This is a genomic window from Metallosphaera tengchongensis (assembly GCF_013343295.1).
Lineage (GTDB): Archaea > Thermoproteota > Thermoprotei_A > Sulfolobales > Sulfolobaceae > Metallosphaera > Metallosphaera tengchongensis.
The window spans coordinates 1,893,689-1,906,997 of sequence record NZ_CP049074.1 but is presented as its reverse complement, the minus strand read 5'-3'; the positions used below and the strand labels follow the sequence as shown (position 1 = coordinate 1,906,997).

Below are 13,309 nucleotides of genomic sequence, written 5' to 3'. Positions count from 1 at the left end.
GTCCACGAGGTCAGCGTTCCTACGCTACGACCGGAACTACATCAAGGGTAAGATAGCTCCATTGGAGGAGAGCTACAGGTGAGGGTTCAGGAGCATGTCGAAAGGTTCGGTCGTGGTTAATAAGGGGAGGGCAGTGCATTGCGCTAAGCTCTCCCAGCTCCCACTTCCTGCACAGCCCTCAATTTCACTAACCTTCTTGAGAACTCCTCTATCTCCCTCGGTACCTTTACGTTGGGAGAGCTCAGCTGGAAGAGCTCCTCAATGAAGGGTAAAATGAACCCGTCCCTCAATTCAAGTTCAGATATCACTGAGTCAAGGTGTTTCTTGCTGGCCTTTATACTATCTTCAAAGGGAGGTACCAGGTTTATTATAAACGCGTATGGTTCCCCTGCTGGCTTTAAGCTCTCCAGCTTCTTGAAGTAGTCCTCAGTTACTCGCAGACTATACTCAGAGGGATCGCTTATGTAAACTCTGAGCACCTTCTCCTTTGGTCTTAGCCTGAGGAACGTGTTGAACTCTAGGCTGACCAACGGTTCCTGGGGCATAACAAAAGAGGCGTTGTCCACGATAAAGAACGAGTAGTCCCCAGAAAGGACCTCCTCACACTTCCGCTGCATTTTAAGGCTTAACTCAGGAGTCTTCATAACGGTCTCGAGGTCTAGTAGGTATCTAGGTCCCTGACCGAAGCACTTAACCACTGTAATGTTACCCGAGCTCAAGGTGAAGCCTGTAGGTTCCCTCCCTTGAGCGAGGCTCTCCACTAAGCCCTCCCTACGCGCTCCCAAGAGCATAGATATGGAGGCTACTGGGTCCCTATCCATGATCATGACCCTTTCACCGAGCTCAGCTAAGGACTTGGCTAGGAGTAGGGAAATGGTGGACTTACCCACACCCCCTTTGGCGCTGAGGATTGATAGTCTCATGAGACGACTTAAGACTTCAAATATTTAAACTGAAGTTAAAAAGGGTTTATGTGGTGTAGGGAACACGTATTCCTTAAGAAGATATAAAATCATTAAAGTAAAAAGTTTTGACCCAATCGAGGGAAAATTATAACAAGGATAAGGGAATCGAGGTGTATCGAGGCCTGGAAAATGTCTAGACTCCAGGGAACCTGCATACGTATTATCTATGTCCTGCATTCCTGACCTCCTCACCCTGCGAGGCTTGCCGTTGCCCCAGATCTTTAAGGGATTAAGGCAAGCGATTGGGGAAATTCTTATACCACTCTTGCAACTGAAGTTCCACACCGGTTCCGAACCGGGTAGAACGAGGACGGACATGAGAAGAGATTTTATCTGTCCCGGTTACTTCCCGGTATGAGGTGCAGGTCTGAACAGTGTAGGGAGATCAGCTCCTTCCTTGAGAGGAGGGATGGGACTCTAGATGTGGTCTACGAGGCTCCCAGGTCAAACCCTAGTTTCAGGAGGTATGTTAGGAAAATAATAACCGACCAGGAGGGTCTCCTGAAGGGGGTGGTGTTGGGTGAGGACATTTCAAACTCCATGTGGACCGGGTACAAGAACGCCACCCTAGGCTTCTTAAGGTCAGCGGAGGAGAGCAACAGGTTCATCATAGAGAGGGCATGCCTCTCCGTCCTAGTCTCAGAGACCTCAGAGAAATACCTCGAGCTCCTCAAGACCAGGAGATGGCACGTAATGGTGGACTCGGGGTACACCATCAGGAATGAGCGGGATGCCTTAAGGAGTGTCAGGAGATTTCTAGGGAGGGAGGTTAGACTGGACAGGTTCACCATTTACCTGGCTGGGGAACCGACCTGTGAGAGACATCTCATGTTTCCTAGGTACTCAATAAGCGTTAAGGAGTTGGAGAGTTCACTGCACCTCAAGGTTAGGGCAAAGTGTAGGAAGTGTTCTAGGGACGCCAAGTACTTCACGCTGGCAATGCCCAAGGCGAGCGCACTTATGGGTCTGGCTACCCACATTAGGGGTATGAAGGGGGATGTGTTGAAGACGACCTACTCCAACATCTCCAGGATAATCCACCCCTATGGGTTTAACGACCTGGAGAAGGACAGGGTGTTCACCTTATGGGCTAGGGACCTCCTCACAGTCCTGAGGGAGGTTAACAGACTCCTTGTACTTGGTGGTTAAAGGGAACATAGTCACCGTCATGGATACCCTGGAGAACGTGAGGCACAGGATCCTGACGGTATACAAAGGTTCAAAAAGGTTAACTTTGGGGAAAAGAGGTCAACGGCTTACTTCCTATCTACTCTCCACAGCAACAGCGACACTATCACTAGGATTACGTCCAAGACCAACGAGATGTCTACGTAGGGGTTGAAGGGGAGCCTCTTCCCTATGAGCAGAGCTGGGGCTGTCCTAGTCTCGACCAGGAGACCCAGGTCTATAACGTAAAAAAGTGCTGCGGGGAGGTACAGGGACCTGAGTCCTTGAATGAAAGCAGCTGCTGCAACTAAGGCTAAAGAGGCGACGAAACCGAAAAATATCCTGTAGACTAGCGTTGCCGTAGGGTTGGGAAGGACTGCGGTGGTCAGGTCTAGGTGTACCCCTGCCCAGAGGGCTGATAACAACATTGCGACCCATCTTAAACTGGTTTTTCCGAACCCGAGTTTCTCCGACATTGAAGTAAACCATGAGGGAATAGTAAAAAAATATTTTCCCAAATTTACTTTAGTTAAGGAAAGTTAGCTAAACCTCCCTAAATTCGGTTAGATGACCTCCTCGCCATAAAGGGTGGTTTTATGGTCCATAGGTTTATGGTTCGCAACACTCACTTTCGCAGATAGTGGGCGATGACAGACCAAACTACGTTCGTCCGGTAGATTAACGGCTTGGTCTTCAGCCACTTTACCCCTGTTCCTCGGATGGAGTCCCCGGGTCTAAGGGATATGTACTGAGAAGGAGGGACACTTTTCAATTTTGCTCATTTTTAGGCTTCCTTCCATGAACAGTGGTTTGGTATCAGAAGGACCTTTTCTCTGCTCTAAGGGACTAGGCTGCTCTTTCTCTTAGTCAGCGTGACGGTGTTGAAATTGTCTAGGGCACGTCTCGCTCCGTGTAGAAGGGAAAGGATGAACTCTCAACATCTACAGAAGTGTGTAGAGATGAAAACTCGACTAAAACCTAGTCTAGACCCAATGTGACGGAACCCTCCTGACGGGAGAACGACGAACCTTATAACTTAGGGGGACAGGTCGTTATTCTTTACACTCAGTCCTTACCTACTCTCCGGTCTTACACGGAAACGCAAGACCTTCTCCCAGCTCTAGAGGAAGTTACGTTGAGGCCTAGGGCGTTACAACTCACGGGAGTCTCCTTGACTGGAAATCGGTCAATAACCGGAACTCTTTGAGGCATCATTTACGAGAGAGAGCCAGAATCCCTCCTACCAACAGGAGGACAAATGAAATCCCGAAGAAGCCAAAGAACAAGGGCAGAGAAAACAAGGCCGCTAGAATAAGGAGGACGCCCCCTGCTACTCTATCCCCGATCAGGGAACCAATTATTCCCATAACCATTGGGACGAAGAAGAAGACCGGGAAGAAGAACCCTGGCCCCATCATCCCGCCCATCATTCCGAATCCCATATGAAAATAGTAAACCCCGAACCCAAAGGCCATCACTGCGGGGATTATCAAGAGTATTGACCCGATCAGCCCAAGCGTCTGATAGGTCTCCGTTTAGACCACCTCTATCTCCCCATACATCCCCATCTGTGCGTGTCCCGGATACTCGCAGATGTAGTAATAGGTCCCAGGGGTCTGGAAAACTGTGGAGAAGGAGAACTCGTACGCCATACCTACACCGTAGTTCGCTGGAGGTAACATGGGGGTCATACCCAGGACGTCCATCCTAACGTCCATCATGGAGTAGTAGGGATAAGGTGGGGGCACAGGAGTTATAGCCAAGTTGTGGTAGTCCCCCTCGTCCAAATTGATCAAGGTTATGTGGACCTCTGAACCAACTGGGACAATAATAGTCGGGTTGACCAGCCCATAGGTAACGAAGACGTTGTCCTGAGCGTGCGCTCCTCCAGCGTAATGGGTGAGGTTGAATGCCCTCCCATGCCCCATGCTCAGGATAACGAGGTTAACGTTATTCCCCGTGAGTACTACGGTATCATTGGCACGGAAAACCTCCGCTGATGGACTGCTAAAGTTAACGTAGACCTCAGCTTGTTGTATTGGGATTCTCTGGGCGTAAGCCGTAGCGTAACCGTTATAGCTACCCATTCCGTACCCACCCATCATTCCGCCCATCATCCCTGACCCTCCGTAATACCCCATCATGCCCAACTGCTGGTTGTAGTAGTCCACCGACTGCTGGGCGTAATACCTAGGGATGTAAATCTGGGTGTAGGAATAGGTAACTACCAAGCCCAAGGCCACAACTAGGATAAGCATTAGGAGAATTTTATTCATGAGGTTCTCTCGCCTTTCTAGTTTATAAGTATGGTATGTCCCTTCGCGTTTTCTTTTGTTTAATTGTATTTAATTGTAGTTGTTTAGCTGAGTTAATGGAATTCAGACAGGAGATTCTAATGATTAGCTATTTTTATATAAAATTAATAAAAAATAGGTCTTCCCTTCCTCCACGACGTGAAAATTATGGATCTCCGCGAGTCCCCTCAAAACTAGGACCCAGTCACAGTCGTCCAACTTGACCCTTACCCCCTCACATCTACCCAGTCCCTGCACGTCATTTAGGATTGTCCTTACGGGGTTGGAGCTACATATCTCTGCCTTTTTGAACTCACGTTCCCTGATTACATTTATGCTGCGAGCATTAGTCAAGGTTCTTGTCCTCTCTTGACTGGGATACCTACCACGTCGTTCCATTCTGCTGACGTCCCATCGTGTACTCTGACTGCTGGATACCCCAGGAGATACTTGAACACGAACCAGGTGTGGGCTGCCCTTTCCCCAATCCTGCAATAGGTTGTGTGGGTCAACATACACTACCTTGAGACCATGTTTTCTAGCTTGCCATTCAATCCAGTACTGGAGCCTACGGTACTGTATCAAGTAGAGTCTATCCCTAAACTGTACTGATAGCTTCTTCACCCTCTTAATGAGGTTCTTGAGGTCTTCTAGGAATATGACTGAGGCGTTTAGAGAACTAGCTATATCGACTACCTACTTCCCAACCTTCCTAGCTGAGTCCTCCAAGACGTTCCTAGCCTTCCTGTGGTATGACCTTACCCCGTTAAAGGTCCTGTGGTTCTCCTTCCACCTCTTTTCGTGTTTCTTCTGTAGGGACTCAGCTAGCGACCTGTAGTGGTGTGCGTCCTCGAGACGGGTGGGTATCCTGACGAACTGTTTATCGTCTTTACCTACTACGACCTCAGCCATGTTAACGTCAACAGCGACACCGTCCGTGATATCTTGTCCCTTTCATTCCTTGAGGAAAGAGACCTTTAGGTACGCTTTACCTTCCCTGAGCAATAACCTAGCCTCCCTCAGCTCCCAGTCCTTATACTCTGGCAGGTTCCTAGAGTGCCCCGAGATCGGTAGCTCACCGACCCCTGTTATCCTCACTGTCATCTTGTTGAAGTCGATGGATTATGACTGTGTTGGAGTCAACCGGACTGACACGTTGCGTACCCTAGGGTAGGTTTAGGGGAAAGAAATTTGAGAACCATTATTTATATCTCAATGGTTTCCCTAATTAAGACTCGAGATAGACTGTCGTTGGGTGTCCAGAGGTTGGGCGAAAGTGCCTGAGGGTAGGTACCCAAAGTTGGTGTGAGACTCAGTGTCCTAGCCCAGATAGATCCCGTCCTTGATGTCCCTCCACTCTGGAACAGGGGGGACTACCTTGTCTTCGCTCCTAATCAAAACTTCCACAAATTTAGGTAAGTCATCCTTGAAAGTCCTCCCTAAAACCTCCTCTATATCCCCGGTCCTCTCTATCCTGTCATACTCCATATTAAAGGACTTAGCTATCTTGGAGAAGTCGACTTCACCCATACTAGTCCCGTCCAGGACCCTACCATATTTGCTCACCATGGCAGCCCTTATCCAACCGAAAGACTTGTTATTGAACATGAAGACCTTCACGTTAGCCTTCACCCTGCTCAGGGTCTCCAACTCCCCCATCTCGAAGAAGAGATTTCCGTCGGTGGCTAAGGTAATCACTCTCCCGCCTGTGGCGAAGTAGGTACCAATCGAGGCTGGGATGGCATACCCTAGACCGCCAAGAGAATAGTTGTACATTATCCTTCTCCCGTGGAACTTAAGCTTGAGGTAGGCAGAGCTGTAAATGGCCCCGGTCCCTGGTTCCGCTACTACATAAGTCCTCTCGTCCAACGTCCTTGAGAGTAACTGCATAAATTTCACGGGGTTTACCAGGTCTGTCTCAACGGAGCCCAATGAGCTGACGTGGTTCTCATAGTCAGCTTTCCCCTGAACTTCCCTCCATCTCCTGGCCCCCTTAACCATGTCTATCATTCTCCTCAGAGTCAGCTTTGCGTCCCCAAGGAGTGGGTAGACCTTGTAGTTGTTCCCAAGTTCCCTCTCGCTAACGTCCAACTGTATGACCGTGGATGTTGAGCTTGGGAGCCTCCAGTCCCAGGTGTTGGCAGAATCCGTGTTAGTCCCGATGAGGAAAACCACGTCAGCCTCCGCCACGACTCTGTTGGAGAACTTGGTACCACCCCTAGCCCCAATGACCCCTATGGAGAGGGGATGGGTCTCGGGAAACGCCCCTTTCCCCGTTATTGTGGTACCGACAGGGATTCCAAGGATCTCGGCGAGCCTTAAGACCTCATCCTCAGCGTGGGAGAGGAGGACCCCCTGACCGCACACCATCACTGGGTTTGTGGCGTTCTCAAGCATCTTGAGGGCTTGGGAGATCCTTTCGTCTTCAGGTGCGAACCTTAAGGAAGGATAGCTCGAGAACTCCGGTTGGACGTAGACCTCTCCCTCTTCCACTTCTCCGTCCAGTACGTCAGACGGGATCCTCACCGTGACCGGTCCTGTCCTTCCCGTCGTCGCTGTCCTGAAGGCCCTCCTCACCAGCCTAGGTAACGCCGTGGGGCTCATGACGTTCAAGTTCTCCTTTGAGACTGATGCTAAGTAACCCTTGTCGTGCTCAGTAAGGACGTTTCTCTTCTCACTCTGGACGGGGATATCACTCACGAACGTTATGATCGGTATTCCAGATACGTTTGCCTCAGCTAACCCTGGTAATGCATAGGGAGCGCCGACTCCCGGTATTTCGGCTACACCGGGTCTTCCTGAAAACCTAGCGTAGGCGTCAGCCATGATGACGACGTTCCTCTCATCCCTTCCGTGAACATGGTGAATTTGCGGGAAGTCAGAGAACGCCTCGTATAGGGGTAATGAAGTTTCACCGACAAGCCCAAAGACGTGTTTCACCCCATAGCCTTCCAGCATTTTAAGGAGGGCTTCAGAGGCCTTCATATGATAAGGGTGAACTCATACGTTATAAGCCTTCCCTTACCCTGTCCGTGACTACACGCTCTGTCCCCCGTCACTCCTTTGGACGTATTTAATCTCGACAAAGTGAGGACAGGCCTTGCCCTTTAGGGCTAGGAGGAGGTCAGTTCACTAGTCCGTGACTAGTAACGACCTTTCCGTGAGAGGTGTATTTCCTCACTTTAACTACCGACCTAACTAGTCTGTAACAGGCGAGACTGCATGACCTACTCCCCAGTCAAGGGATTAATAGGGGCTCGGACCTTAGCCCTGTAGAGTCCAGTTCCACGTCTTTAGTCTCCTCTACAACGCTAATTCCCCATACTTCTTTCCAGCTAAGGGCGCTTTATCTAACACTATTCAGGGTAAACCTACATATTGTCCTGACAGCTGACCTCCTCCCTGCCTTAAAGGGTGGGGGTTCTGCTGAGGTCTTGGGCGTTACTCCCATTTACGGGATTTATTCCGTTCGACGTTACGAGGGAGTAAAGGAGCTTCTTTAGTGCGTTTGCGGTTTTCTTTACCCCTAGTTTCATAATGTTGAGAGCACCGTTAACGTCGCTGTGGAGTCTGTGACCTATTGGGCTGTTGATGACTCCCATAGGTCCCCTCTCAACGACGTTATAGGGCGCAGACCCTTGAAGCATGTACTCTACAACGAGGAATACCTTTATACCGTACTCGTAGAGGTTGAACATGATCACCTGAATTAACCTGCGGTAAGACCAGGCGTTTGTAGTGGACTTGTTACCCTAGTTCCTAGAGATGAAGTAGGTGTGTAGCCTAAGTAAACTCTTGAGACACCTACCTCACAACGTCTTAGATAGGTGGGAGGATGAAGCCCTGTAGTAGTGGAGGGCCTAGGTAGAGCTTGGGGAAGAGCCTCTCCCTTTCCTTCAGGACCTCTTCCCTAGCCTCAGTTTTTGGACCTTCTCTGCCTCAGCTTTTAGTCTGTCTAGTTCACTATCTTCTTTTCTCTAGTTCACTATCTTCTTTCGGAAGTAGAAGTCACCCTTAACGAGAGAGCTACGGTAGGACAGCACGTTACCCTCGTCTAAGGTAACTGATGCTGACGTGTTGATGCCTAACTCAGTTGAGGCTACCCTGTTACCTTTAGGTGAGGCCAGCTGTACCTCGTCCCTCTCACAGTGGACGATAGGGGCCCTTTATCGGTCTTTCCCTCCTTTAGGGGTAGTCCTACCTACGTCAACAGGGACGTGAGAGTAGGACTTGTTGCCAACGTTTACCTCTAACCTGCCTTGATACCGGACCACTTAAGTCTATTTTTAAAGAGTATCTCCGTCTTCCAGTCCTCAAGAATTAGCACGTACCTTCCCCCGCAACATCATAGCGGTACTGCCTGACCGCTAGGGTTAGCTCACTCTTCCCCCTCCTGTCTTTCCTGTGGCCCGGTGGTGAGACGTGCTGAACAATTTGCGGCAGGCTGCCCTTATCCTCCAGAGAAGAAGACGACCAAGTCACGTTATCATTAAGCAGTACAGCTTGAGCATTGACCCCAAGCACCTCCCTGTACTTCACGTAGTGCTTGTCCCAAGTGACCTTGAAGACTACTCCCTCCTGTTGGAAGGACTGTCTTCACTCGTAATCGGCCTCGTTGTAAAGCCCTGCAGAGATATGAACTCCATTACTTTCCTCCGTTGGTAACTAGGGAATAGTATAACGGCGACTGTGCGGACGTTCTGGTATTGATAGAGATCGGCTCCCGCTCCTCATGTTGTTCAACTCGACAAGAGAGTAGTGCCATAGGGAAAAGTGGGAAAAGGAGTCTAAAACCTTATACCCCACCTTAAAAGGTGAGGCTTGCTGTCCTTTTTATTAATGGCCTACATGACCATTTTTGAACTTATTTGCACGACGATTTTCACAGGACTGGGGAGGGTTAAACTCAATGAGAGAGAGCTTTTTTGAAACTTAATTATATAACGATTCATGGGATATCTGAATTTTAATGATAAAAGTTGAAAGATCTCCCTTGAGCCACAGAAATAAAAGTGCACAAAGATTGACAAAAAAACCTTGTTAAAGTAGTATTCCGTTAATTGTCTTTCGTTGTGGACATTCCATTTTTATTTTATAATTACCAAATAATTAGATGGTGAATGAAAATGACACTGTTCGTAGATGTATTAACCAATCAGTTGATAGTCATGTCGGTCGTCTTCTTGGCGTTAGCTTACGGTCTTCTCAGGATGTACAGGGTTCACAGCACGGCGATGGACTATAGGAACGCCCTTCAGGTCGTTTACGTTCCCCTTCTTCTCTTCGGTAGTCTAATAGCCCTCACGGGGATTTACGGTCTCCTGGTGTGGCCCCTTGTGAGCAGTTACAATATCCTGTTTTACGACCTCTATCCTGTCTTGGGGATTGGAATCGTTGGAATAGCTGTCGCCGTAAAATACGGATATAAGCTGGAGGGCTTAGGGTTCACGTCACTTCTCTTCGGTTTGGTTACCATATATTACGGAGTCCAGGGTTACCTTCACAACATGACTAATGAACCTCTGGCATTGCTGGGGTTGTACTCCCTAGTTGGACTTTCCTCCATATTCTTCTACCCTGTAACCCAGATCCTTGACAACGGTAAAGGGTGGAGGATATTCCTGGTGATCGACGCAGTGCTCTTGATACTCGCAGCCCTGTTGGCAGGTTACATAGGACTGTTAGCAGTACCTGAGCACTTGGTAGGTTTCTCAAAGTGGGTTCCTCCTGCCATCTAACTTTTGGCAGGGAATTTTTTAAGATCCGTTTTGTATTCATCTCCCTAAATCTCTTTTTGTCCCTACACAAATATAAACTGATCCTAGAGCCTTAACCTCAAAGAGCTTTAGTTCTACGTACTTCTCGAAAGTTTTCTTCACCTGAGAATTCACGGGTATTCTCCTATATATATAATATATGTATCTGTAGTCTTCCGGCTTTGCACCAACTAGTTTAGCTAAGTACGGCTGGATGAACCTAAGGTAGATCCCCACGTAGCTCCTCAGGATAGGGTTATCATCCTTTCCCATGGCTATGACCCCTATAACCCCCCTGCTTACCCTAGCCATTTCCCTCACTACCTCCTCAATATCGTCCGCTGCGTGAAGGGCGAAGCTACTGACAACCGCATCGAAAGCTCCGTCCCTAAAGGGGAGGTTATAAAAGGATGCCAAGACCCTTTCCCCCTCAACGAAGGAACTCTTAAGCATGTTGAGGGCGTAATCCAACATGATCGTATCCTTATCCATCAGTTTTTTCACAATGAACGAGAGCTCACCTTTTCCTGACGCTACGTCCAGGACTGACCTAGGTTTCGGTACGTAACTCCTCACGGTAGCTACCAGTTCAGTCCTCCACTTAACGTCCTGAAAGAAGGAGATCAAAGCGTTGGCCCTGTCGTAGAAGCTGGGTATGTCGTTGTAGATCCTCTGCAACTCCTCGTCTGTAGCCCTCGTTAAGTCTCCCATGGAAAGGATTGGGAAGTCCTTTTTAAAAAAATCTCTGATTTAGCCATCCTCTACCAAGCAACGTTTAGGTCTTGAAGTGGATTAGTTTCTGGATTGAGGCCTATCCTTAAAGTGCAGCTCCGAGACCTGCCTTTTCAGTCGTATCAGTTCACTGGTGAAATTGAAATGAGCTCCCTGACTTCCTCCCTATCCTAGCGAAGCTTTGGTAGTGGAAAGTCAATGTAGAGGGGTCAAATCACCGCCTGAATAGGGATTTCACGGTAGAACAGCACTAGTCAGCCAAGAGAGGTTAGGTCACTCTTCAACGAGTGGAACGTTACCGTCCCATCGGCGATGTCAGGGTTCTACGTCCATGAACCCTGAGGCAGGTACCTTAGACGTTCCAGGACCGGCCTCCCCCAGCCCCTGCGGCCAGGGCAGACCATATTCCCTCTTGAGGTCTCTGTAGGACCGGTACAGCTCTAGGTAGTACTCCAATGGTGGTGCCCTGACGTTGTGGATACCAAACCAGGACCTGGGTTCCAACCCCCACGTGTCGAACTTAGGGGTAACGTCCCTGGACATGAGGAACTCCACCCCTTCTGATGTGGACTTCACTGCGTCCTCAACCTTCCTAAAACCGTACGGGAAGTCCTCCGAGTAGGCCATCTCGATTCCAGCCACGAAGTTGGGACTTACGTTTCCGACTCCAAATACCTTTACCGCCTCCAACGTCCTTTTGAGCCACTCTTCTCTCCCTATGTTCCTCTCCTTACCCGGTGAGATGAGCCTGAAGAGGGTTGGGTCCCAGACCTCCAGGTTAGGGTGGTAGTAGTCCACTCCTGCCTCGTAAAACTTCCCCAGGACGTCCACTGGGAGGGCCTGTGTGTTTAACCTGGCTGGGACGTTCCTGCTCAACTTTTCCTCCACCTCCTTCATGTAGCCTAGATAAAATTCAACCTCCTTCCTCCCTTCCTTTATAGCGCCTCCAGTTATTAGGTACCTTTTGGTACTTGAGTACCTGGACGCAACTTCCACCCCTTCAGCGACTAGCTCTTTTGGGACTACAGCCCCAATCCCCTGCCTTAAGTGCCCCCAGGACTTGAAGTTCTCGTTGATATCGCAGAACTTACATTCCTCCCTGGAGTTCCAGTACTCACAGATCCTGTAGACCGTCACATCAACTGTCTCACCCCAATAGATCGCCGGCGCGACTTCCTCAACGTTTAGCCCGTTACTTAACTTGTTCCCATAATACCCGGGCTTGGGTACAAATTCAACCTGGGCAAAAGGTACTCCGTCCCTCTTGAGCGTAAGCTCACCGTCAACCACGTCAATCATATAGGGAGAAGAGTGGGAATGCCTAACTTGGACCACTGTGGGTCTAAGCTGGAGTGGGCCGCCTCTGAACCTTATCTCTTGGGGGACTACCTTTCGTCTAGATTTCACTAAGTTCGGGTCGTCGGGGTCGAAGGTGAAGAGGAAGTAAGCCTTCTCCTGGTACTCCAGTTCCAACGCCCTATCTGAGAAGTTCAACCCCCTAAGTAGTATGTCCTCTTTTACAACTACCTCCCTAGGGAGGTCTGGATACGAGTCTATAAAGTCCTGGAGGATAGTTTTCCGCATGGTAACTACTTTGGGGCATTTTCCTTATAAAGATTACTGGGTTAACAACTTAGTTATGTTACAGACGAAGAACTCCATTACATGACTGGGAGTAAATCGCTAAATGTTAAACGTCAGTGGAGGACGTAATTGTGGAGAGTAATCACTAACCTCAGCGTTCTGAGAGTTTCCACCTCGGACAAGGGCTTGGTTATCTTCAAGGACATGTGTAGGTAGGTCTATTGCCCTAGTCTACCTCCCCATCCACCCTAAAGGTGAGTTTTTCCCCATTTGTTCACAGCCAGATCCCTATTTTCCAAACTGGACGTTCCATTTACCACTGAGACCCAGGAAAGACTTAGCTGTCCCAAGCTGTCTGAGGACCAAGTCGGTTTCCTTTTAGCACGCTCCATTTCGTCAGTCCTGGTCTGGGTACCCATGCCTAGTCCTGGCCTTTGATCTCCGGACCTCGTTGTGTGCATTAATGTATCTTTGGATAGCCTTCGTCCTTGCAGCCTCAACCCTCTTCATAGTCCTCTCGAAGTTCCTGAGTTCCTCCTCTGCGTACTCTACGCCGAGATCCCTAATGATAGAGAGGTCTTCTTGGGTCAGGGCCAACCTTAGGACCATTCCGTGAAGGGCCGCCCTCTGACTAAGGTAGGAAGCAGTCCCGAACGGTGTTGAAACTATCCACTTCACCTCAGAACCGAACTTTACCTCAACCTTTGTGCCCCCTCTTTGGAGGGTTCTCGGAGCAACTCTCTCAAACCCCACAGCCAAAAGGGCCTGGAAGAGGGAGACCATGCAATAAATACATTCTTACACGTATTAA

At 49.2% G+C, this 13,309-nt stretch carries 13 protein-coding genes and 2 pseudogenes; 2 read left to right on the top strand and 13 right to left on the bottom strand.

The genetic code is table 11. The features are described from left to right. Window positions 1-143: 143 nt before the first annotated feature. Complete coding sequence (locus tag GWK48_RS10235; RefSeq protein WP_174632007.1) at window positions 144-923, bottom strand: ParA family protein; 780 nt, start codon at window positions 921-923, stop codon at window positions 144-146. A 396-nt stretch (window positions 924-1,319) separates the two neighbouring features. On the opposite strand from GWK48_RS10235, the gene GWK48_RS10230 reads away from it, so the two are divergent. Next, a complete protein-coding gene (locus GWK48_RS10230) occupies window positions 1,320-2,114 on the top strand; it encodes a hypothetical protein (protein ID WP_174632005.1) in 795 nt (264 codons plus the stop codon). A gap of 107 nt (window positions 2,115-2,221) precedes the next feature. Here GWK48_RS10230 and GWK48_RS10225 read toward each other — a convergent pair whose 3' ends face one another. The 9 genes and pseudogenes from GWK48_RS10225 to GWK48_RS10185 form a co-directional block, all read right to left on the bottom strand. Further along, window positions 2,222-2,608: a hypothetical protein gene (locus GWK48_RS10225; protein ID WP_174632003.1), complete on the bottom strand. Its 387-nt coding sequence runs from the start codon at window positions 2,606-2,608 to the stop codon at window positions 2,222-2,224. 735 nt (window positions 2,609-3,343) lie between these two features. Beyond that, window positions 3,344-3,625: a hypothetical protein gene (locus GWK48_RS10220; RefSeq protein ID WP_246263804.1), complete on the bottom strand. Its 282-nt coding sequence runs from the start codon at window positions 3,623-3,625 to the stop codon at window positions 3,344-3,346. 42 nt (window positions 3,626-3,667) lie between these two features. Then, entirely contained in the window at window positions 3,668-4,408 is a 741-nt protein-coding gene (locus tag GWK48_RS10215; protein ID WP_174632001.1) for a plastocyanin/azurin family copper-binding protein, read from the bottom strand. Between the two features lie 368 nt (window positions 4,409-4,776). Then, window positions 4,777-4,926: pseudogene (locus tag GWK48_RS10210) on the bottom strand (sulfurtransferase); the annotation flags it as partial. A 61-nt stretch (window positions 4,927-4,987) separates the two neighbouring features. Next, window positions 4,988-5,059, bottom strand: a pseudogene (locus tag GWK48_RS11790) (IS200/IS605 family accessory protein TnpB-related protein); the annotation flags it as partial. 63 nt (window positions 5,060-5,122) lie between these two features. Then, entirely contained in the window at window positions 5,123-5,338 is a 216-nt protein-coding gene (locus GWK48_RS10200; protein ID WP_174632000.1) for a hypothetical protein, read from the bottom strand. A 42-nt stretch (window positions 5,339-5,380) separates the two neighbouring features. Then, window positions 5,381-5,530 (bottom strand): hypothetical protein, encoded by a 150-nt coding sequence (locus GWK48_RS10195; protein ID WP_174631998.1) that lies wholly within the window; start codon window positions 5,528-5,530, stop codon window positions 5,381-5,383. Window positions 5,531-5,746: 216 nt separating this feature from the next. Then, the gene (locus tag GWK48_RS10190; RefSeq protein ID WP_174631996.1) at window positions 5,747-7,411 is read right to left on the bottom strand and encodes a thiamine pyrophosphate-binding protein; all 1,665 of its coding nucleotides are present in this window, start codon (window positions 7,409-7,411) and stop codon (window positions 5,747-5,749) included. 422 nt (window positions 7,412-7,833) lie between these two features. After that, a complete protein-coding gene (locus GWK48_RS10185) occupies window positions 7,834-8,124 on the bottom strand; it encodes a transposase (protein WP_217451751.1) in 291 nt (96 codons plus the stop codon). Window positions 8,125-9,552: 1,428 nt separating this feature from the next. On the opposite strand from GWK48_RS10185, the gene GWK48_RS10180 reads away from it, so the two are divergent. Continuing rightward, window positions 9,553-10,164 carry a DUF981 family protein gene (locus GWK48_RS10180; protein WP_174631992.1) on the top strand — a complete coding sequence of 204 codons (612 nt, stop codon included), beginning with the start codon at window positions 9,553-9,555 and terminating at the stop codon, window positions 10,162-10,164. Window positions 10,165-10,200: 36 nt separating this feature from the next. Here GWK48_RS10180 and GWK48_RS10175 read toward each other — a convergent pair whose 3' ends face one another. The 3 genes from GWK48_RS10175 to GWK48_RS10165 all read right to left on the bottom strand — a co-directional run bounded on the left by GWK48_RS10175 (window position 10,201) and on the right by GWK48_RS10165 (window position 13,281). Further along, window positions 10,201-10,893, bottom strand: coding sequence for a class I SAM-dependent methyltransferase (locus GWK48_RS10175; RefSeq protein WP_174631990.1), 693 nt, complete (start codon window positions 10,891-10,893; stop codon window positions 10,201-10,203). A gap of 336 nt (window positions 10,894-11,229) precedes the next feature. Next, entirely contained in the window at window positions 11,230-12,498 is a 1,269-nt protein-coding gene (locus tag GWK48_RS10170; protein ID WP_174631988.1) for a radical SAM protein, read from the bottom strand. A gap of 396 nt (window positions 12,499-12,894) precedes the next feature. Further along, entirely contained in the window at window positions 12,895-13,281 is a 387-nt protein-coding gene (locus GWK48_RS10165) for a hypothetical protein (RefSeq protein ID WP_174631986.1), read from the bottom strand. Window positions 13,282-13,309 lie beyond the last annotated feature (28 nt).